Here is a 20,861-nt window from a genome sequence, read left to right as displayed (position 1 = left end):
GGCGCCCGCCCGGGGGGGGTGTGGGGTGGCCGGGGCGGGGCCGGCCGCGGGGCGGGGGGGCCGCCGAACCGTCGCTAATCTGAGCTGGTCTCATTGGTTGTCTCGGCGTCAGCGGTTTTCCCGTCGCCACGCACCCGCAGCAGGCCCAGGCGTTCCCGCCCGCTCCAGGCGTACTTGGCGACGGCGACCTTGACGGAGCGCCCGAGGGCCTTCGCGAGGAGCTTGTAGGGCTTGTGGGCGACCTGCCCGGACGGCTGGAGGTAGTAGCCCTCGCCGATCCGGATGGGGTCGACGGACTCCAGGGGCACGAACGCTTCGATCTCGATGGCCTTGGCGGTGGGCAGGGGCAGGTCGCGCAGTTCGTCGTCGCTGATCGGGATGACCTGCTCCTTGGTGAGCTGGTAGCCCTTGCCGATCTCGTCATTGCGGACCTCGCGGTCCTCGGCCTCGCAGAACTTGCGCACCCGCACGCGGCCCATGTCCTGCAGATGGTACTGGCGGAAGTGGACACTGTGATCTTCGGTGGCGCTGACGACGTTGATCGGCATGGTGACAGACCGAAGGAGATGGCGCCTGACCACACGGTTCGGGGCATGAAAGACCTCGGCGCTAGCCCCGAGCACCACCAGCCTATGAGCCGTACGGCAGCCGCGCATGCGTGCGCCTGCCGGATCAGCAGGCCGCGGGTATGCGTCCATGCAGCGAGGAGGCGCCGTGTCGGCGGGCGACGACCCGGAGCTCGTCACGCTCTTCGGGTGGCCGGCGTCGACAGGCATGTCGCTGGTGCCGGCGCGGGGAGCCGGTCGCCACCGTGATCTCCGGCGCGGGTGACCTGCGGGCGAAGGAGTCCGACCGGATCGCATCCACCACGGCGATGCTGCGGGCGTTCGGCGTGAAGGTGACCGAGACGGAGGACGGCATGGTCATCGAGGGCACCTCCCGACTGCGCCCGGCCTGAGTAGACAGCCACGGTGATCACCGGATCGCAATGACGGCCGCCGTCGCCGCCGCGTGCGCGGCCGAGGGGACGACCGTGATCGAGGGCTGGGACTCGGTGGCGACCAGCTACCCGCACTTCGCCGAGGACCTGGTACGGCTGACCGGGGCGGGCGCCGAGCCCGCCGCCTAGGTCGTGTATCGGAAGTGGATCACGGGGCCTGGCACTACGAGATGGGTGATGTGGCTCGGTCGTGTGGTCGGGCACCTGCCGCCAGAAGCATGGCAATCGTTTCGGGGTAGGGCCCGGTCATCGCCCATTCCAGCGGGGAACGGCCCATGCCGTGGTCTTCGCGGAGATTGGGGTCGGCACCATGGGCGAGGAGTGCACGCACCGTCTGGGTATGGCCCCAGCATGCGGCCGCGCACAGGGGCGTGCCTTCCGCACCTCGTCCGCTCTCGGTGTCGGGCAATGCCCCGGCCTCCAGCAGACACAAGACGTTGTCGGCGGCTCCTTGGACGGATGCAGCGTAGAGAGGCGTGGTGCCCTCAGTGTCGCTTACCTCCGGGCGGGCCCCGGCTCGCAGCAGCATATTGATCTGGGTGCTGTCGCCGAAGGCCGCTGCCTCCACGAGACGCTTGGACAATTTCTTCTGCCGCCGTCTGTTCACGACCGCTCAGGCTAACCAGTAGGTGAGCGAAACGTCTGGTCAACGGCACTCGTTGATGGCCGCGACGAGCACGGTCGCCTCGTAGCGGACCGCGAGTTTGTCGTACCGCGTGGCCGCGGCGCAGTGTCTTTTGAGGCGATTGATGCCGCATTCGACCGGGTGCCGGAGCTTGTAGTCCTCGGGATCAAATGTCGGCGGCCGCCCGTCGCGCGAGCCGCATTTCTTGCGGTTGCGCACCTGATCGGCCTTGTCCGGGATGGTGCAGCGTATGCCGCGCCGCCGCCGCAGGTAGGCGGAGTTGGTGCGGGAGGCGTACGCCTTGTCGGCGCGCACCCGCCGCGGCCGGGTGCGCGACCGGCCCGGCCCCGGTCGGGGCACTTGGACCCGGCCCAGGACGGCCTCGAACTGCGGGGAGTCCCCGCGCTGCCCGGGGGGCCAGCACGATGGACATGGGCTTCTGTCCCTGCTCGACCGCCAGATGCAGCTTGGTGGTCAGGCCGCCGCGCGAACGCCCCAGCCCGTGGTCGGCCGGCTCAGTGGCGACGCCGCCGGGCGGCTCCTCTGCAGATCCCCCTTTTCCGCGCCCCGGCGGCGTGCTGGTGGATTCGGCACACGGTGGAGTCGACGTTGAGGTCCCAGGTGACCAGATCCTTGGCGTCGGCCCGCGCCTGGAGCTGGGTGAAGATCCGCTGCCAGATGCCGTTGCGCTGCCACCGGCGGAACAGGTCGTACGCCCGACCCCACGGCCCGCACTGCTCGGGCATGTCCCGCCAGAGGGATGCCGGTGCGGACCCGGCACCGTATGCCGTCGATCAGCTGCCGCCGGGTCCATATCGGCGGCCGGCCGGGCTTCTTGCCCCTCGGCAACAGCGGCTCAAGCACCGCCCACTGCTCGTCCGTCAGGCTCCACACGCCATGAACCAACAACATTCCATGCGCAAGATCCATTCTCGATACACGCCTCAGGACCAGCGTCTTCGTGATCGACCCGGTGGCCCTCGCTCCAGAGGCTGCGCGTCACGGGGTGAATCCGCAGGCAGCGATGGTTCGGCTGTCCGCGACACGTGTCGCGGACAGCCGAACCATCGCCAATCTGAGCTGGTGTCGTTGGTTGTCTCGGGGTCAGCGGTTTTCCCGTGGCTCCATGGAACCCACCTGTTCCATGTGCCGGATCTCCCGCTCACTGCTTCCACGTGCCCGAGGTCAAGTGCCATCGCGGCGCGCTCGGCGACGTAGTAGACGTCCTAACGGATCCGACAGTCCAACCCTGGTGGGCGACACAAGGCCAGGAACCGTACTGCGAGACTGAGTTCGATGCGGCCCATCTCGTCCCGGACGTGGACCGGGAGTGCGGCCTGCCGGAGGTTGTTGGCGTACTCACGCGTCTGCCGGTCGGCCTCGTCGGGCCGGGCTTCGACGGGCGGAGCGCGAGCGTGACCTGCGCAATTCCGAACAGATCTCCACGACCAGCAGTCGAGTAGAACCGGCATGCCGAGGTCATTCTCACCAGGCCCACTCAGCACCCCGAAAGCGAGGCGGGGGCGGCTTCTCCGCTCAGACAGTTACGACGATCTTGCCGAGCGGGTGCCTGCGGGCATAGTCGATTGCCGCTTCGACGCCGTCGTCGAGTGAGTATCGGCGGGCGATCGGGGTGGAGAGTCGGCCCGCGGTTGCGGCCTGGGCGACGGCCCATGCGCCGTTGGTCTCATCGCCCATTTGCATCACGAAGGCCAGTTCCACGTCGTCGCGTTCCAGGTGCCGGGGTTCCGGCGGGGGGAAGACGATTGAGATCAGCCGGCCGCCCGGGCGCAGGCTGCGTGCCGCCGTAGGCAGGCCGTCGGCGAAGAGCGCAAGGTTGAGGACGACGTCGACTCCGGTGGGGTAGCCGTCGTAGCCGACCGTGTGGTGGGCTCCGAGGCTGTGCAGGAGTTCAGCGGCCTCGGTCGTGCGGGCGGTGGCCGTGATCTCGGCGCCGGCTGTGGCCAGGTTCGGAATGAGGGTCAGGCCGACCGCGCCGGTGGCGCCGATGACGAGGACGGACTCGCCGGGGCGAATTTTCGCGGTGTCCATGATGGCCAGTGTGGTGCCGCCCGCGATCGGCAGGGACGCGGCCTGCTCTGCGCCGAGGGCGGCCGGGCGGTGGCCCAGTGCAGGCGTGTCCGCCTCGAAGACCGCGTAGTCGGCGAGGGCACCGGTGCTCAGTGACGGCCGTACGGGGTCGGCGGCGAGGCGCAGCTGGCGGGGCAGGGCCATGCCGAAGATCTCGTCGCCCACGCGGAAGCGGGTGACGTCCGGTGCGGCTTCGGTGACGGTGCCCGCGAACTCGTTGCCGAGTGTGTAGGGGAACTGCAGGTCGACCAGTTCGCGATAGCCGCCGGTGACGACGCGCATGTCGGTGGGGTTGATCGTCGAGGCGGCGATCTTCACCAGGATCTGGCCGGGGCCGGGGCGCGGGATGGCCAGCTCGGCGATCGTGAGTTGCTCGGGATCTCCGTAGCCGGTCGCGACGAGTGCCCGCATGGTATCGGTTGTCATGACTTCACCGTATGGAGCATCCTGTGAGCAGTCGATGCTTGAACTACTCACTTTCTTGCTCGTTTGTGTCATCTAATCTGGACGCATGGATCTCGTTGCGGACGTGTTGGAGATTTCCGGCGTGCGGGGCACGATCGGCGCACGGATCGAGGCGGGCGGGAGCTGGTCGATCCCGGTGACAGAGTGCACTACGGCAGTTCTGCACGTGGTGACCGCCGGCAGCGCCTGGCTCGAAAGCAGACACTTGTCGCCGCAGTGCCTGGAGCTGGCGGTGGGCGACGTGGTGCTCCTGCCGTACGGGCCGTCGCACATGCTTGGCAGCGCGCCAGGGACGGGCACTTCAGTAGCAGCCGATCCGGCGATGGCGGCCCGGGCACTCGAGACGGGTGAGGTGATTCGCCTGGGGTCACAGCCCGCCCGCACCCGCATCCTGACCATCAGCTACGACTGCGACCACACGGTGCGGACCCAGGTCCTCGGCGCGCTGCCGGAGGTGGTGCACATCCGCGGGGACCAGGGTGAGGCCGGTTTCGACGACACCGTCCGGATGATCGGGCGAGAACTGAGTCGCCCACTCATAGCGGGAAGAGCGGTGCTGAACAGCCTGGTCGACGTCATGCTCGTGCAACTCATGCGCGCCTGGCTCCCCACCCGGTCCGGACATCGTGGCACCTGGCTCGGAGTGCTCGAAGACCCGCTCGTGCGCAGCGCGATGGAACATTTGCACGCTGAGCCCGGACAGCCATGGACCACAACAACGCTGGCTTCCGCTCTCGGCGTTTCCCGGGCGACCCTGTCCCGCCGGTTCCCGGCAGCCATCGGGCAGAGCCCGGCCAGCTACCTGACACAGTGGCGTATGGATCTGGCAGCGGTTCGCCTGCGCAAGACCCAAGACCCGGTCGAGTCCATCGCCGCAGCAGTCGGCTATCAGTCGACCCCCGCCTTCCACAGGGCTTTCACCCGTTCGCACGGTGTGACACCTGGGCGATACCGCGCCGAGCGACGCAGGGGCAGTTAGCTTGTCTTTTATGATTTGTGCGCTTGTGTCTGCGGGTGCCTCTCCGCAGGGCGCGGTTTCTGATCACGCAGAAGGGGAGAGCTGTTCGCGCACCCATCCGGGATCGGGGTTGGTGTGTGGCTGGCCCGTCACCACGACGGTCGGCACGGTCTCGTTGCCGTCGTTGGCTGCTCTCACCACTGCAGTTCCTGCCGGGTCGCGCCAGATGTTGACCCAGTGCAACTGGTGGGCGCTGCGGCCCAGCCCGATGCGCAGTCGTATGCAGTACTTGCAGCCCGGCCGCCAGAAGACGACCGGTCGGCCGTCGACTGCGCTGCGGCGTTGTGCCTCCTGCGCACCGATCGACCTCGGGAAGATCAGGGGGGAGTTCACGCCTGCGAGAGCCAGGAACGCCAGCAGGAGTGCTGCGGCTGTGCCGGGGCTCCCCTTGAAGATCTGCCCAGCCGCGACGGCTGAGCCGCTGAGTACAAGCAGCATCGGCAAGGTCCAAGCGCGCATCATGGTGATGCAGGCTACCGATGAGTCGAAATGCTCCTCGAACTAGGCCGCCCACCTGGGCATTGGCCGGACAGGCGGACGGCCCCCGCATGAGCATGCGTTCCGTCGCAGAACCGCACTCATACGAAGGCCGCAGGGGTGAGTCTGCTGCACCACGATGCCCGGCATGAGGCATTCGGCTTCAAGTCCCACTTTCGGGAGGACTTCTACGGATGTCTGACCCGACGCGGTGACACGTTGTTCGAAGTCACGGACGCGATGCTCTGCGAGAACGGGCCGGTGACCTCGCCGGTCGACCTGACGCTGCTGGCTGAACACCGGCGTGGGCACGGCGCGGTACGACGCGCTCAACCAGGGCCGCATCGACGCGGACAGGCTGCGCAAGGCACTGGCCGTGCTGCCGCAGCCCAAGGCCGCCGACGGGCGCCTGGTCCTGGCCGTCGATGTCTCGCCGTGGCTGCGTCCGGACGCCCCGACCAGCCCGGACCGTCTGTTCTGCCAAGTCTACGGACGCTCGGGACGATCCAGTGACCAGTTCATTCCCGGCTGGCCGTACTCGTTCGTCACCGCGCTGGAGACGGGCCGCACCTCGTGATGCCAGCTGCTGGACGCGGTCCGTCTCGGCCCCGACGATGATGTCGCCGAGGCCACCGCCCGGCAGGTCTGCCGCGTCGTGAACAACTTGATCGGCCAGGGCCAGTGGGAGGACGGCGATCCGGACATCCTGGTTGTCTTCGACGAGGGCTACGACGCCCCGCGCATGGCCTACCTCCTCGACGGTCTCCCCGTCGAGGTGCTGGGACGGATGCGTGCGGACCGTGTCATGCGACGGCCGACACCCTCGTCCAAGGAGTACTCCCTGTCCTATCCCCAAGGCGGGCGGCCGCCGAAGCACGGCAAGGAGTTCCGCTTCGCCAGGCCCGATACCTGGGGCGATCCCGACGCGAAGACAGTACAGGTCACCGCCCGCTACGGCACCGCCAAGGCCATGGCCTGGGACCGTATCCACCCCCGGCTCACCACCCGCAGCGCGTGGATCGATCACGACGGCGAACTCCCCATCATGGAGGGCACCCTCATCCGCCTCCAGGTGGACCATCTGCCCGGCGGAGGTGACCCACTGCCCGTCTGGCTGTGGTCCTCCAGGACCGGCATGACCGGTGAGGACGTCGATCTGCGGTGGCAAGCGTTCTTGAGGCGCTTCGATCTTGAACATACCTTCCGTTTTGTAAAGCAGACGCTCGGCTGGACCCGTCCCAAGCTCCGCAGCCCCGAGGCCGCAGACCGGTGGACGTGGCTCGTGATCGCGGCGCGTACCCAGCTCCGGCTCACCCGCGAGGCCGCGGCCGATCTCCGCCGCCCCTGGGAGAGGCGGGCCGAGCCCGCCCGTGGCCCGGGTCCGACGCGGGTTCAGGAACCTCCGCCCTCACCTGCACAGTCCGGCCCGTGCACCCAAACCATCAACTCCCGGCCCAGGCCGTCCACTTGGCTCGAAGAACCGGCGGCCAGCCGCCCGTTACAACGTGGGCAAATCGACCAGACGCCCCGAGAGCATCGCTGAACGTAATCAGCTCAAAGCTCACAAACCATAAGAGACAAGGTAAGAGCCTGTTTCTGAACCGGAGTCGGCCGAGCGCTGGTCATCAGAAGTTAGGGTCACCGATAGATCGACTCATTTGGCTGACCGGGAGGGCACATGGTTCGGGGGCGTTTGCCGCGTTTAAAGGCTGCTGGGTTGGTGTGTGTTCTCGCTGTTGGGTCCGGGTGCTCGGGAGGGGAAGCGTCGCCCCCTGGCGCGGCAATGTCTGACGAGGCGCGGTCCTACCTGTCCACCGCCTTGGACCTGATGGAGGACAACGCACTTCGCCGCGACGATGTCGAATGGGATGACATACGGCGAGCAGCCTTCACCGAAGCCGGCAACGCGCATCGACCCGTCGATACCTATCAGGCCATCAAGATAGCCCTGAGCAAACTGGGAGACGGGCACAGCGGATTCATCGACCCGAAGAGAGCGAAAGAGCTGCAAGGGGACGAGCAGATCCGCAACCCTGTGGAAGGGCGGGCGTTGCCCGGCCGCATGGGGTATCTGTCACTCCCCGGCGTCCAGGGATCAGAGAAGGTCTATCAGCAGTACGTGCGGGAGGGGCGAAATGCCGTGGCGAAGGCCAATCGTCCGAACGCCTGCGGCTGGGTGATCGACCTGCGCCGTAACCGCGGTGGCAACATGTGGCCGATGCTTGCCGTCGTGGGACCGATCCTCGGTGACGGCGACGTCGGAGCATTCGTCGATGCGGACGGCAAGAGGACGGTGTGGTCCATTGAGAAGGGCAGCCCTCGTCTGGACGGTGACTCCACCGGCTGGGGAACAAGTCCTCCGGTAGGCGGTGGATCAGCCCCTGCCGCGGTGCTCACCAGCCGATCCACTGCCAGTTCCGGGGAGGCGGTGACTGTGGCCTTTCGTGGGCGCCTTCATACGCGCTCTTTCGGCGAGGACACCACAGGTGTCCCCACCGGCAACGCACAGCACCGACTGTCCGACGGGGCGATCCTCAATCTGACGGAGGTGAAGGACGCCGACCGCACGGGGCGCGCATACGACAGCCCCATACCGCCTGACCAGCCAGTCGTCGACAACCTCGGGCGCGGAGGAAGTAAAGATCCCGTCCTGGACGCTGCAACGCAATGGTTGTCCGAGCAGCCCGGCTGCTCGTAGGCGGCCCGGATGATCAGCCGGCCGGCGCCGGTTTCCTTGGCCAGCTGGGGGCCGCCCCGCTCCGGGCCAGGCGCCTGGTCACAAGGGTGGTGGCGGCCCAGGTGATCAGGGTTTCGGAGTGCTGGATGAGTCGTTCGTAGTCTCTCGCGTGACGGCGGGCGTGCATCATCCAGGCGTGCGACCTCTCGACGACCCAGCGGCGGGGCAGCACGACGAAGCCGGAGGCGTCTTTGGGGCGGCTGACCGGCTTGATGGTCAGGTTGAGGTGCAGTCGACAAGTTTCCCGGCGTAAGCGGAGTCGGCCCAGACGATGGTGATCTCGGGGTGCATCAGGCGCAGGCGGAAGAGGACTTCCTTGGCGGCTGCGGCGTCGTGCAGGTCGGCGGGGTGACCATGACCATGAGGGGCAGGCCGCGGGTGTCGACGACCAGGTGGCGCTTGCGGCCATTGATCTTTTTGCCCGCGTCGAAGCCGCGGGTGGCCTTGGAGACGGTCTCTGTGGCTTTCACGCTCTGGGAGTCGATCACGGTGGCCACCGCTCGGGGGCCTTTGCCCATGTCACGGCGGATCCGCCCCGCCAGCTGGTCCCGGATCTGGCCGATGATGCCGGCGGCTGCCCAGCGGGCCATGAATCCCCAGACCGTGCGCCAGGGCGGGAAGTCCGCAGGCAGGGCTCGCCACTTGCAGCCGGTGTCCACGAGGTAGCGGATGGCGTCGACGATCTCGCGGCGGGGATGCTTATCCGGCCGACCGCCCTTGCTGGTCTCGCGGGCCGGTGTGGGTAGCAGCCCACTGCGATCGTGGCGGCCATGGCTGCCCCAAGCCAGGTCAGCGCGCGGGTGGCGCGCAGTCCGTAGCCGGACAGGGCCCAGTAGGCGATCAGGAGGGCTCGTTCCCCTCGGGGGCGTGTGGCGTCGTGGCGGCGCATCTCGCATTCGCCGTAGTAGAAATCGGCGGCATCCGGTTCGTTCCTGCCGTCCTCCAGCGGCTTGTGCAGTTGCCGGTACAGCGCGGCGACCGCCGCTGGCCGCAGTTCGGGGGCGTCGGCTGGTGGGGGTGTCCAGCCCTGAGCGGTGGCCTGCTCGGGGTGTGGGGCGTTGCGGGTCCGCCAGTGGTGCTCTTCGGCCACGGTGTTGCGAGGGCTCCATCGCCAGGGGAAGCGCCAATACCAGCTGGTGGGAGTGGAGGCGAAGGTGCACCAACCGTCGACCTTCAGTTGGTCGAGGTGAACGGCGCCAGCGAACCGGCATTCAGCCAGTTCTATGTCATGCAGGGCCAGATGTGCGGCGTCTACTCCACCCAGCGAGGTCAGGCGCACACTGGGGGTGTGGTCGGACAGTTCCGTTTCCGGCAATGAGGTCTTTCAGCGTTGCCGCTCCAGAGTGAGCACGGCCGCAGAGATTGACGACATTCGATTCGGACTGCACCGGGACTTGCGGAAGATCTGCCAGGACTTCAGTCGTGCGACGCCACGTTCAACCGGCGCCCGTGCCGTGGCCAGCGCTCCGCTGATGCTTTGCTGGGTCGGGGTGAGGTCACGGCCCGGCGGGCGTCTGAGGGGTGTTGTCACCCATGGGCCGGCTCCCATGTAGGCGCGGTCGGCGAGAATCGGGACGCCCTGGCGTTCACAGATCCGGATGATCCGGTGGGCGCGGGCCGCAGTGAGATCGTGCGCGCGGCCGGGCATCGTCGGCGAGGTCCACAGCAGGCGTCCGGCGGGGTCGGGCACCACCTGCACGTTCACCCCGAGTCGGCGGTGCTTGTGGGAGTAGTCGGCCCGGCCGTCGCCGACCCGGTCGCACTCGGCAAGGGTGCCGTCGAGCAGGACGTAGTCCGGGTCCGTCTCGCGCAGAGCACGCAGCAGGCCGGGAGCCCGGTCGGCGAGCAGGTCAACGACGGCTGTCGTGTAGGCGTGGGCGGTGCCGACGGAGATGCCGAACCCGCCAGTGAGCTGGGCGAGGGTGTCGTGCCGGCGCAGGTACACCAGGCCGACCAGGGCACGCTGGTGCGGTGGGAGCTTGCAGCGGCGGTCACCCTCGCGGGTGACGATGAGCATGGTGACCCACTCGACCAGGGCGTGAGGCAGGTCGAGTGCGTCAGAGTGCGGAACCAACGCGGCTCCTGTGCCTGTGAATTGAGACTTCGAACGCCCCCCCTCAACGGCACGGGAGCCTCGTGCGTTGCGCAGGGGCTCACTGACACCAAGTCGCTCCGGCAATCGGCCGCCGACGCGGGCATGACGATCACCACGCGAGTGGTGAAGACTGGATAGATGCGACCTCACGCCCCAGGCGGACTCCTGTTCGTAGCGCTCGGTCTCATCCTTGTCGCCGCCGGCTGCCTCTGGAGAGGACGTGTCCTGCGTCCCCTCTCGGCGAAACGCGCCCAAGCAGCCGTGATCCGGGATCGTTCCAAAAACCTGCTGCGCTCTGCGGACATGGCAATCGCCGGAGCGCGTCGACGCGCTGCACACGGCGAACCGGCCATCGTCACGGTCGGAGACGTGACCAGGGTGGCGCGCCAGCACTACGGGTACCGCTTTGTGGAACGCGAAGAAGCAGCTGCCGCCCTCCGGCAGCGCTATGAGGCCGCCGACTGCCGGGTGGACTGCATGACCGACGCTTTCAACTGACTGCCTCCCCGGCAAGTGCTTGACGCCAGAGGCGCCCCAGCTGTCACCTGATAGATGGTCACGCTGAAAATGCTCACTGACTGGAACTCAACTGGGCCTTTTGGCATGGCGGAGCAATAGCAAACCGAAACCCGCCGCGACCAACGGTGCCGCGTGAATACCTGTGAGCCTGGCTCCCATCACAAGCATGACAATGACCGATATAGCCATGACCGTCGCGAGTCCAATGAGGTAGTAAGCCAGAATACGCAGGATTGGCTTTGATTCGTTTCTCATTGACATGCCTCACTTCTGGCACCAACGCGCGACAGCAACCATGACTGCCACGACAAGCATTGCCCCCATGAATACAAGAATCTCTCAGCAGCCAGATACCCAAGATCCTTTCCTGCAGGATTCACAAAATGCAGCACTGATACACAACCTCCACATCTTCACAGCGACCCGGCCGCCCTGAGGTGGCACATGACCGTCAGCTCAGGATCAGTGCCACCTCCTTCCATTGACACAGCGGCGGCCGTCCGTCTCCGATCCACGATCCCGCGAAGGGCTTTACTGATCCACACAACGACCGAACCGGCCAACGTGATCACAGGCAGTCGGCGACTTCAGGGACGCCGGCACACCGTTGAGCGGCCCGCTGAGGACGCTCTGACTCCGGCGCACTTCCGGGTGCCAGCGAGCGAAGTCAAGTTACGTATTCGGCTTGTCATGTCGGAGGGCAAGGAAAGAACCCAGAAACAGCAGGCTCGAGAAGATGACAGCGAGATATCTAGGCATATGGGCGATCACCATGCCTGCTCCTGTGACGCACCCTGCCACGAAAAGCATTGCAGCGACTCGCCGTCGGATACGCCTCACTTCTGTTGTTTTCGATAATAGAGGATAATTCCGAACACGCACACGACGGCAGCGATAAAGATGAATGGTCCCCACCCTTCGGGAATCCACCACCCTTTACCTTCTGAGGCGATTGGAATCACGAGTTCTCCTCGATGTAAACGGGGCGGCGCTGGGTGACGCCGCCCCGTGCCGGGCTGACTATGACCAGGCTTCAACAGTTTGTTCTTCGGCGAAAGAGCCGGCATACTCGCCGGCCACCATGCAGGGGACAGCGGCAACCGCTGCTCCGGTACCTCCCGTGAGAGCCCCGGCTACGCCGATGCAGGTTCCCTCAACCACTTTGCCGAAGGCCAGACCGAAGGTGATGCCGGCAGCCCTGCCGAAGTCGCCGTCTAGGGCTGCGTTCCATGCCTTGCCCACGGTTGCTGCATCGTTGCCGAGTGAGAGTGCGTCCAGAGCTGGCCCCGAACGAGTGGTACAGGCCGGTCGGGTCCTGGAAGCCGTCGGCGAACCGGTAGGGCTGGGAGATCTTCTCGGTGGTAGTGGCACGCTCGACGCCTCGAGGGAATGTCTGCTCCGAGGAATGTGGCGGCCCCTTGTCACGTATCAGGCGCGGAAGGCGTCGGCGTGTGCGGCGGCCCATTGTGCGAAGGTCCGCGGCGGGCGGCCGACAACTTCCTCGACCGTTGAAGTCACCTTGGCTACCGTCTCAGGCACGGTGGCCCACATGTGCAGCATGAACTCGATGCCCTCCTCGGGCCACCCCTCAGCCCGCCAGTGCCGACGTGCCTGATCGTCGGTCAGCTCGGTGAACCGGATCTCACGGCCGGTCGCCGCCGCGATGGCGGACACCTTGTCGGCCGGCATGAGCGCTTCGGGACCCGACACAATGAGGCTCCTTCCCGCATAGCCGCCCCTCGCCAGCACGGTCGCGGCAACGGCGGCGACGTCCGCCTCGTCGACCGAAGCGGTTCTGCGGTTCGCGTACGGCTCGCGAACCTCCGCCGTACGCCGGATGACCTCAGCCCATCCCAGTGCGTTCGACATGAGGTCGATCGGCCAGATGAACGTCCACTCCATGCCGCTGTCACGCACGGCTTTGCCCAGCTCTCCTTCACCAGGCGACAGGACCGTCAGCCGCTGCACGCCCGCCTCGGCGGCCATCCCCAGAATCTGCGGCCCCATCCGCAACGGGGTGTGGTCGTACCCGGTGGCTCCGAGCAGATGCACGGCCGAGACCCCACTGAAAGCCGCGGCTAATGTCTGCGGCTTCGTAAGGTCGCCGCCCACCACTTCGACATCGTCGGGCAGGCTGGTCGCCTCCGCCGGGGTACGCGTGAGCGCGCGAACCGTCTGTCCGGCCTGCCGAAGTCGCTCGACCACGTGGCGCCCCAGAGTTCCCGTCGCACCAGTAACCAGAATTGTCACGTCACTCCTTGCCTGTTGCCTGTTGAGGCGGCACCGCGCTGAGCGGTGGTCGAGCCGCGTTGGCCGACCGTACACAAAAGTACGTAGCAAGTAGGTCAGATACGGTCCTCAATCCGACCGAGGCACGGACCGCGCCACACACCTACCGTCTGAAGCGAACGAAGCCAATCAGCGCGAGACGTCAATGAGGCCCCTGGCCAGCAATCAGCTCGTCGACCAAGCACAGCGCCTGGCGGGCACCTACGACCGGGGCCTCGCCCGCACCACATGCCGACAGGAGATGTCGCTGCGGGACGCGCCGCAGTTGCTTGGGACGGTGCATCGGAGGTGCTCGCTTCTGTCGTCCGCGTCTGTAGGGCGAGCCGAGTGAGGCTGGGTCTCGCCCGGGCGGGCTCGAAGGCGCTGCGGTCACAAGCGGTGCGGGCAGGGCGGGGCGTAGGCGAGGCGGGGGAAGTATCGGGACCATTGGATACGGGTGATGGTGCCGTGGACGCGGTCGCAGGCGTCGGCGAGTGCCCGGTCGACATCCGTGTACCAGATCTGCACGCCGTGGTGGGCGGTCACGGTGAGGAACGTGCCGTCTGCCTTGAGGTAGCGCACTTCCTTCACCGTCCCGCGGGGGTTGGTGAGGTTGGCCAGGGGGACGGGGCGCGTGCGGTCGGTCATGTCCCAGGCCTTCACCACGCCGTCGATGCCCACGGTCACCGCGGTGCGGCCGTGGGAGGCGAACGCCACGCTGGTGACGATGTCGGTGTGTCTGGCCAGCCGGCCCAGTCCGGAGTGCCCGGGGAGAGCGCTGATGTCCCACAGCCTCGCCGTATGGTCGTCGCTTCCGCTCAGCAGGGTGCGGCCGTTCGGGCTGTAGGCGAGAGCGTCGACGAAGTGTTCGTGCCCGGTCAGCCTGGCGACGAGGGAAGCGTGACGTGGGTCGCTCACATCCCAGATGCGGACGTCGTGGTCGTTGGAACCCGAGGCCAGGGTCTTCCCGTCAGGGCTGAAGACCACCGGTTTGACGTCACCGTCGTGCCCGGTGAGCTGGTCGAGCATACGGGGGCGGGCCGGGTCGCTGATGTCCCACAGGCGGATCGTGTCGTCATAGCTGCCGGTGGCGGCCACGCGACCGTCGGGCCGCACGGCCACGGAGTACACATAGCCGCTGTGGTCCGTGGGCCGCTTCGACAACGCCCTGGGGCGGCGCGGATCGGTCACGTCCCACAGCCGCAGCGTGCCCTCGCTGTCGACGCCCAGCAGTGTGTTGCCGTCCCGGGTGAACTGGATCGGGCCCAGGCCGGCTCCTTCAGTGGTACCGAGTCGGCGGGGCTGTCGTGGGTTCTTCATGTCCCACAGGACGATCTTCGAGCCGTCGGCCATGGCCAGCACGCGGCCGTCGGCAGGGACGGCCGGTGTGTGCCCGGCCGGGGTGTGCTGGAGCGGCGCGCGCCCGCTGCGTTCGGGACCGGCTGTCGCGGGGCCGATCGATGTGACGGACAGGGTGTTGAGCAGGGCGTCCCGCGTACGCTCATGACGAGTCTGCCGGTATGCGGCCAGCGCGATCTGGACGGCCAGTGACGGCTTGTGCTGGCTGAGACGCACTGCTTCGTCGGCAGCCCGGAGGGCCACGGCCTCGTTGCGCTGCCGGGTGAGGGTGTTCTGTGCGCGTACGGCGAAGGCGGCGGTGGCCACGGCACACACGAGCAGGGCGGCCAGGGCTCCGGACAGCCGGCGCAGGCGGCGCAGGCGGCGGCGGTCACGCTCGCGGGCCTGCCGTGCCGCTGCCTCACTGGCGTCGAGGAAGGCGCGCTCGCGGGCGGTCAGCGCCTCTCGGGGGAGGTCCTTCGCGGCGGCGAGGCGTACCCCGCGATACAGGGTGTCGGGATCGTGGTTCAGCGACTCCCAGAGGGTGGTGGCCTCGGTGAGGGCCCGGTGCAGGCGTTCCTGGCTGCGGTCCTGATCCAGCCAGGTGCCGAGCCGGGGCCAGCAGCGGATCAGCGCCTCGTGGGTGATCTCCACGTGGTCGGCGTCGGCGGTCAGCAGCCTGGCCCGGGTCGCTTGTTCGAGGACGAACTCGGTGTCCGGTGTGCTGTCGAGTTCCTGACGTGGCACGCGGCGTTTGGTGTCCTCGGTGCCCTCGCCGAGCGCGACGAGCCGTAGGAACAGCCGCCGCGCGGCCTGCTGCCTGCTGTCGTTCAGGGCGGTGTGGAACTCTTCGGCGGTCTGGCCGAGCGCGCCCTCGATGCCGCCGGCCGCGCGGTAGCCGGCCAGGGTGAGGGCGTTGCCACGGCGTCGCTTCCAGGTCTCCAGCAGGGCGTGCGACAGCAGGGGCAGCGCTCCCGGCCGGCCGTGGGCGTCGGCGATGAGGGTGGTCAGCAGGGCACTTTCGACGGTGAGCCGGGAGCGGGCGGCGGGCTGGACGATCGCCGCTCTCAGTTCCTCGGCGGTCATGGGGCCGACGGGATGGTGGGCGTGGGGCAGGACGTCGACGAGAGCAGCCAGCCGGGTGCAGTGCGTGTAGAAGTCGGACCGCACGGCGATGGCGACCCGTGTGCGGCTGTCGGGGGCCTGTGCCGCGTGCACGAGCGCGGTGACGAACCGCTCCCGTTCCCGCGCGTCACGGCAGAGGGTGAAGACCTCTTCGAACTGGTCCACGACGACGAGCAACTCGTCCGCCGACGGGCCTTCCTCCTGCTGCATGGCGAGGATCTGCCGCACTGTCCGGTGGAAGGTGCGTGGCTCGGCCGTGAGTTCTGCGTGCACCGGGCCGGGAGCGATGCCGGCCCGGGCCGCCAGCCGTGCGGCGCATTCCTCCAGGGGATTCGGGCCGGGTGTGAAGACCAGCGAGGGAACGTCGGGAAAGGCGGGGAGCACACCCGCGCGCAGCACCGATGACTTACCGGATCCCGAAGCCCCGAACAACACGAGAATCCGTTTTTCCATCAGGTGTTCGACGAGTGCGCCGGTGAGTCTTTCGCGGCCGAAGAAAAACGCGGCGTCGGCCTCCCGGAACGTGGCCAGACCGACATAGGGCGGTGTGGCGCCGCTCGTTCGCCGGTTCTCCGGGCCGGTCCCGGTCGACGTGTCCGCGCCTGTGCACGCGTCAGCCGTCCGTTGCCAGATCAGCTTCCATTCCCGCTCGTCACCACCGCAGGCACGGACGTACGCCAGGGTGACGGCCAGGCTGGGAAGTTGACGACCCGCCGCGGCCGAGGACAGCGTCGCGATCCCGTAGTGCGTTTTCCGTGCGAGATCCCGGTACGTGGGGCGGCCGGCCTGTTCCCTCAGTTTCCGTAAACCCGCCGCGAATTCGAACAGCGGACCTGCGTCCGGGTCCAGAGGAATCTCTCCCCGTGGCAATGCACCCACCCCTCCCCCGGTCACACGGATTGTTCGGCATCCGTTTGTTCAGCGTCGGACGGCCGGTCCTGAACAACAGATTAGCGGCTACAAACGGTGCATCAGGTCCCGCACCGAGGACCGGACAACGGACGGAAAAGAGGAATCCCGTGAAGACTCGTGCACGCATGGTTCTGCCCGCGCTCCTGGTCACCGCCGCGGCTGTGTTCGGCGTGGGCGCGGCCGCGCCCGCCGTCGCCGCTCCCGCCGTCGCCGCCCAGACCGCGCCCTCCCTCAAGCAGCCGCTCGCCGACGGCCACGACGTCTACCGCGGCTGGTACTTCACCAAGGAGACGTGCCGCGATGCCGGCGATGCCGGCATCGCGCGCAGGCACTGGGACAGCTACAGCTGCGCCCCGGGGAAGGGCGGCTTCCTGCACCACCTGTGGAGCAACCGCTGATCATCCGGCCGCCCGTGCCCGTTCGGCGTGTCCTGGAGACCTGCCGAACGGGCTGGACCACCGGAGTCCCCAGCCGGCCACTCGACGAGGGGCCTCGGAAGGCGGAGGTGGGACGCGGGACAGCGCGTCCCACCTCCGACGGGGCGGACCACCCATGGAAGGGATGCGGGGTCTGACTGCCGCGCCCCGCAACCACATGCTCCGGCCGCCGACTTGGCCGAAGCGGCCAAGGGGGACGGCATACCCGCAGGCCGGCTCCCGCGTGCTCCGGGCCCGGCGTACGTCCTCGCGGACACCGCGGGGGCGGACGCCCCCGGGCACCGCGGCCATCCCGCACCTTCCCACCCCTCCCCCCTCCCCCCTCCCCTTCATCTCACCTCCAATCAGGAGCGTTCATGCACGACAGCACACCGGACAGCGTCCCGCCTGCGCCTCGGGGATCGACGGAGGCACGCGCCCCCGTCCGCCCGGTCCACCTGAGCCGGGCCGGGTTCCTCCGGGCAGCCGCGACGGCGGCCCTGGGCAGTTCCCTGCTCGGCGCCCCGGCCCACACGGCGGCCGGCCCGCTGCGGGTCTCCAAGGTCGCCGACCTCACCGGCCCCGGTCTCACCACCCGGTTCCGGATGGAGGCCACCGACCTGGGCGTGCCGGTACGGACACCCGACGGCCGGCTTCTGTTCGTCTTCGGCGACACGTTCGAGGAGGCCAGGGTCGGCGGCGGGTGGTGGCGCTCACCCGTGGCGCTGTACGGGCGCTTCGACGGGCCCGGCCGATCGGTCGTCTGGACCGGCGCGGTCGGCGGACGGCACGCCCGCCAGCTGTGGCCGTACGACCACGACAACCCCGAGTACTCCACCGTGCTGCCCTCCGACGTGATCACTCTCGGCGGCAGCATGTACCTGCACGTCATGGTGAACAAAGGGCTCGGCAACGTGGTGCGCACGGAGATCTGGCGGTCGGACGACTCGGGCGCGACCTGGGTCCCCACCGGTGCCGTGTTCGCCCCCGACCTGCACGGCGGCATGTTCCAGCTGCTCACCTGGGCTCTCGGCGACGACGGCCACGTCTACGTCCTGTCCACCGGGTTCCAGCGGAACAAACCCGTCATCCTGCACCGGGTCCGCCCCGGCCGGCTGACCGAACCCGGGGCTTACGAGCCGTGGGGACGGGGCCCCGACGGCCGCTGGGCCTGGGGCAACACACCCACGCCCGTCCTGGACGGCGCCTTCGGCGAGCTGTGCCTGCGGCCGCTCGGCGGGCGGTGGGTGCTGACCTGGTTCAACCAGGGCGACTACCGCATCGAGGGCCTCGTCGCCGACCACCCCACGGCGAACCTGGCCACCGCCCACCGCCGCACGCTGCTGCGGGGCACCTCCTGGGGCAATGAGGACGACACGCATGTGGCGCAGTTGTACGGCGGCTACGTCATCCCCGGGTCGACGCTCGACGACCTGCACCTGTCGGTCAGCCAGTGGAACACCGCGGCGGGATGGCCCTACCGCGTCATGCACTTCCGCGTTCGCGGGCTGACCGCCTGACCTGCCGCGGGTCATCACCCGACCCGCGACATCGCCGGAAACACCCACTTCCACCGGAAGGAACACCACCACCATGTCCACACCCATGTCCATGTCCAGCTTCGCCCAGCGCGCCTCCCGGCCCGCCGCGGCTCGGTCCGCCGCCCTGCGCCGACTGCTGCCCGTGCTCGCCCTCACCTGCCTCGCCACGGGCGGCGTCGCCGCGCCGGACCAGGCCACGGCGGCAGCACCGACGCACGTCGGCGTCACGGGCCTGCGGGCCGCCGACTCCTTCCCCACCTGGGGGACACGCTGGGTCGTCCACGCCAAGCCCGACATCAACTCGCCCTCCGTGGGCATGATCAACCGAACCAGCGCCGGTCAGGACCGCATCACGGCCGACTACCAGGTCGACACCGGCCGCCGGGTCTGCGAGGGCAACGCCTGCTCCACCTTCATGGCCCACATCACCCAGCCCGTCACCGGCTTCCTCACCGTCGTCGCGGTGGACATCCCCGAAGACCGGCTGCCGGGCGTCCCGGTGCGGGCGGAGCAGCCCGCCCCGCAGCCCGGCTCACGGCAGCAGACCCTGCAACGCGCCGCGGTCTGGCTCACGGCGAACAACGGACGCCCGGTGCCCTACGCCCAGGACCGGTTCTGGCGGGACGGCTACCGGCAGGACTGTTCCGGCTACGCCTCCATGGCGCTGGGTCTGCCCACACCCGGCACCAACACCCAGGGGCTGGCGGACCGCAGGCACACACGCCCCATCGCCATGAACGAGCTCCAGCCCGGCGACCTCGTCATCGACGCCATCGGCACCAGCAACACCCGGCACGTCGTCATCTTCGAGAAGTGGAACGACGACGCCCACCGCTCCTACACGGCGTACGAGCAGCGCAGTGTGCACGGCACCAGCCACCGCTCGGTGACGTACGGACTGACGGCAGGCAGCGAGTACAAGGCCTACCGCCCGCTGCAGTACGGGAACTGACCCCTCCCGGCCCAGCCCGGAACCGGCCCCGTGCTCCGCGCTCACGCGCGGGGCGCGGGCCGGCAGCACGCCGGAAACCCAGCCGCGACTGCGGGCCGCAGGCTGCGGCACGCGTTGCGATTGGCGCGCATCGACTACAAAATCGCCGAACTCCAAGAGGATGCGCGTGGTGATGCCTCGTCACGGACTGCTCGTTCGGGGGACTACATGGAGCTGCGCCGAACCACGCGCTCTCGCTGTCCCCCGGCGGCCAAGTAGCTTCTTGACCCTCACACCGTGTCAGGCGATCAGCTGGGAGACATCATGTTCACCATCGGAGAATTCGCCCGGCACGGCCGCGTCTCAGTCAGGATGCTGCGTCACTACGATTCGACTGGCCTGCTGCGCCCGGCCCAAGTCGATCCTGCCAGTGGCTATCGCTACTACACCGCTGCGCAGCTCGCCCGCCTCAACCGGATCATCGCGCTCAAGGACCTCGGATTCACGCTTCAGCAGGTCCAGGACATCGTGGACGAGAAGGTTGGCGCCGAGGAAATGCGCGGCATGCTGCGGCTGCGGCGGGCAGAACTCGAGACAGCCATGGCTGCCGCGGGAGCACGGCTGGTCCAGGTCGAGGCGAGGCTCCGAGCGATCGAGAGTGAGGGGCACATGCCCACGAACGACGTCGTCATCAAGAGCGTCCCCACGGTCCGTGTGGCGGAGCTGACCGCGACCGCCGCGAGTTTCGAGCCCGAGAGCATCGGCCCGGTCATCGGGCCGCTCTACGACGAGCTGTTCCGGCGCCTGGACGAGGCGGGCATCACCGCCACGGGCCCTGGCATCGCCTGCTACGAGGACGCCCCGGAGGGTGGCGGCAGGATCACCGTCCACGCCGCCGTCCAGGTCTCCGCCCCTCTCCAGGACGGTGCCTTCCGCGTCCTCGACCTGCCGTCCCTCGAGCAGGCGGCGACCATCGTGCACCGCGGTTCGATGGACACCGTGCTCCCCACCGCCCAGGCCCTGGCCCGCTGGATCGATGCCAACGGCTACCGGTCGAACGATTACCCCCGCGAGGTCAACCTGGAGTGCCCCGAGAACCGTGACGACTGGGTGACGGAACTGCAGGCACCGGTGACCCTGGCCTGATCAGTTGCGCCCGGGCATGTCCGGTGATCACGAGCGGGGGGGGGGGGGGCCCCCCCGGCGGGCCCCCCCCCCCCCCCCCCCCCGAAAAAAAATTGTTTTTGGGTGGGCGGGGGGCCCAACCGGTAAAGGGGGGGGGAGGTTGGGCGCAGAGACGGGT

Annotated in this window: 13 protein-coding genes and 5 pseudogenes; 9 read left to right on the top strand and 9 right to left on the bottom strand. The window is 68.3% G+C overall.

What is annotated here, in order from left to right:
- Nucleotides 1-128 precede the first annotated feature (128 nt).
- Nucleotides 129-595, bottom strand: a pseudogene (locus ACIGAN_RS35640) (Ku protein); the annotation flags it as partial.
- Nucleotides 596-688: 93 nt separating this feature from the next.
- Between ACIGAN_RS35640 and ACIGAN_RS35635 the strand changes: the two are divergent.
- Nucleotides 689-1,129, top strand: a pseudogene (locus ACIGAN_RS35635) (hypothetical protein).
- Between the two features lie 34 nt (nucleotides 1,130-1,163).
- Here ACIGAN_RS35635 and ACIGAN_RS35630 read toward each other — a convergent pair.
- The 3 genes and pseudogenes from ACIGAN_RS35630 to ACIGAN_RS35620 form a co-directional block, all read right to left on the bottom strand.
- Complete coding sequence (locus ACIGAN_RS35630; protein ID WP_399863710.1) at nucleotides 1,164-1,607, bottom strand: ankyrin repeat domain-containing protein; 444 nt, start codon at nucleotides 1,605-1,607, stop codon at nucleotides 1,164-1,166.
- A 39-nt stretch (nucleotides 1,608-1,646) separates the two neighbouring features.
- A pseudogene (locus ACIGAN_RS35625) lies at nucleotides 1,647-2,537 on the bottom strand (IS5 family transposase).
- Nucleotides 2,538-3,161: 624 nt separating this feature from the next.
- Nucleotides 3,162-4,142, bottom strand: coding sequence for an NADP-dependent oxidoreductase (locus ACIGAN_RS35620; RefSeq protein WP_399863707.1), 981 nt, complete (start codon nucleotides 4,140-4,142; stop codon nucleotides 3,162-3,164).
- A gap of 85 nt (nucleotides 4,143-4,227) precedes the next feature.
- Here ACIGAN_RS35620 and ACIGAN_RS35615 point away from each other — a divergent pair, with 85 nt between their 5' ends.
- The gene (locus ACIGAN_RS35615) at nucleotides 4,228-5,160 is read left to right on the top strand and encodes an AraC family transcriptional regulator (RefSeq protein WP_399863705.1); all 933 of its coding nucleotides are present in this window, start codon (nucleotides 4,228-4,230) and stop codon (nucleotides 5,158-5,160) included.
- Between the two features lie 63 nt (nucleotides 5,161-5,223).
- On the opposite strand, the gene ACIGAN_RS35610 is transcribed toward ACIGAN_RS35615, so the two are convergent.
- Nucleotides 5,224-5,661 (bottom strand): glutaredoxin domain-containing protein, encoded by a 438-nt coding sequence (locus tag ACIGAN_RS35610; protein WP_399863702.1) that lies wholly within the window; start codon nucleotides 5,659-5,661, stop codon nucleotides 5,224-5,226.
- Nucleotides 5,662-5,796: 135 nt separating this feature from the next.
- Here ACIGAN_RS35610 and ACIGAN_RS35605 point away from each other — a divergent pair.
- Together ACIGAN_RS35605 and ACIGAN_RS35600 are read left to right on the top strand one after the other, a co-directional pair.
- Nucleotides 5,797-7,250: pseudogene (locus tag ACIGAN_RS35605) on the top strand (NF041680 family putative transposase).
- Nucleotides 7,251-7,459: 209 nt separating this feature from the next.
- Nucleotides 7,460-8,374 (top strand): S41 family peptidase, encoded by a 915-nt coding sequence (locus ACIGAN_RS35600; RefSeq protein ID WP_399863700.1) that lies wholly within the window; start codon nucleotides 7,460-7,462, stop codon nucleotides 8,372-8,374.
- A 54-nt stretch (nucleotides 8,375-8,428) separates the two neighbouring features.
- On the opposite strand, the pseudogene ACIGAN_RS35595 reads toward ACIGAN_RS35600, so the two are convergent.
- A pseudogene (locus ACIGAN_RS35595) lies at nucleotides 8,429-9,201 on the bottom strand (IS5 family transposase); the annotation flags it as partial.
- A gap of 536 nt (nucleotides 9,202-9,737) precedes the next feature.
- The gene (locus tag ACIGAN_RS35590) at nucleotides 9,738-10,487 is read right to left on the bottom strand and encodes a transposase family protein (RefSeq protein ID WP_399863698.1); all 750 of its coding nucleotides are present in this window, start codon (nucleotides 10,485-10,487) and stop codon (nucleotides 9,738-9,740) included.
- Nucleotides 10,488-10,769: 282 nt separating this feature from the next.
- Here ACIGAN_RS35590 and ACIGAN_RS35585 point away from each other — a divergent pair, with 282 nt between their 5' ends.
- Nucleotides 10,770-11,006, top strand: coding sequence for a hypothetical protein (locus tag ACIGAN_RS35585; protein ID WP_399863697.1), 237 nt, complete (start codon nucleotides 10,770-10,772; stop codon nucleotides 11,004-11,006).
- A 1,449-nt stretch (nucleotides 11,007-12,455) separates the two neighbouring features.
- Here the strand turns inward: ACIGAN_RS35585 and ACIGAN_RS35580 are convergent.
- Entirely contained in the window at nucleotides 12,456-13,277 is an 822-nt protein-coding gene (locus tag ACIGAN_RS35580) for an NAD(P)H-binding protein (RefSeq protein WP_399863695.1), read from the bottom strand.
- 408 nt (nucleotides 13,278-13,685) lie between these two features.
- The gene (locus tag ACIGAN_RS35575; RefSeq protein WP_399863693.1) at nucleotides 13,686-16,637 is read right to left on the bottom strand and encodes an nSTAND1 domain-containing NTPase; all 2,952 of its coding nucleotides are present in this window, start codon (nucleotides 16,635-16,637) and stop codon (nucleotides 13,686-13,688) included.
- Between the two features lie 140 nt (nucleotides 16,638-16,777).
- Here ACIGAN_RS35575 and ACIGAN_RS35570 point away from each other — a divergent pair, with 140 nt between their 5' ends.
- The 4 genes from ACIGAN_RS35570 to ACIGAN_RS35555 all read left to right on the top strand — a co-directional run bounded on the left by ACIGAN_RS35570 (nucleotide 16,778) and on the right by ACIGAN_RS35555 (nucleotide 20,704).
- Nucleotides 16,778-17,068 carry a hypothetical protein gene (locus ACIGAN_RS35570; protein WP_399863691.1) on the top strand — a complete coding sequence of 97 codons (291 nt, stop codon included), beginning with the start codon at nucleotides 16,778-16,780 and terminating at the stop codon, nucleotides 17,066-17,068.
- 395 nt (nucleotides 17,069-17,463) lie between these two features.
- Nucleotides 17,464-18,606, top strand: coding sequence for a DUF4185 domain-containing protein (locus tag ACIGAN_RS35565; protein WP_399863689.1), 1,143 nt, complete (start codon nucleotides 17,464-17,466; stop codon nucleotides 18,604-18,606).
- Nucleotides 18,607-18,679: 73 nt separating this feature from the next.
- Nucleotides 18,680-19,579, top strand: coding sequence for a hypothetical protein (locus ACIGAN_RS35560; protein ID WP_399863687.1), 900 nt, complete (start codon nucleotides 18,680-18,682; stop codon nucleotides 19,577-19,579).
- Nucleotides 19,580-19,882: 303 nt separating this feature from the next.
- A complete protein-coding gene (locus ACIGAN_RS35555) occupies nucleotides 19,883-20,704 on the top strand; it encodes a MerR family transcriptional regulator (protein WP_399863685.1) in 822 nt (273 codons plus the stop codon).
- Nucleotides 20,705-20,861: the final 157 nt, after the last annotated feature.

This window comes from Streptomyces sp. NPDC085931 (assembly GCF_044540565.1).
In the GTDB taxonomy this organism is placed as follows: Bacteria; Actinomycetota; Actinomycetes; order Streptomycetales; family Streptomycetaceae; genus Streptomyces.
This window is presented reverse-complemented; position numbering and strand designations above follow the sequence as displayed.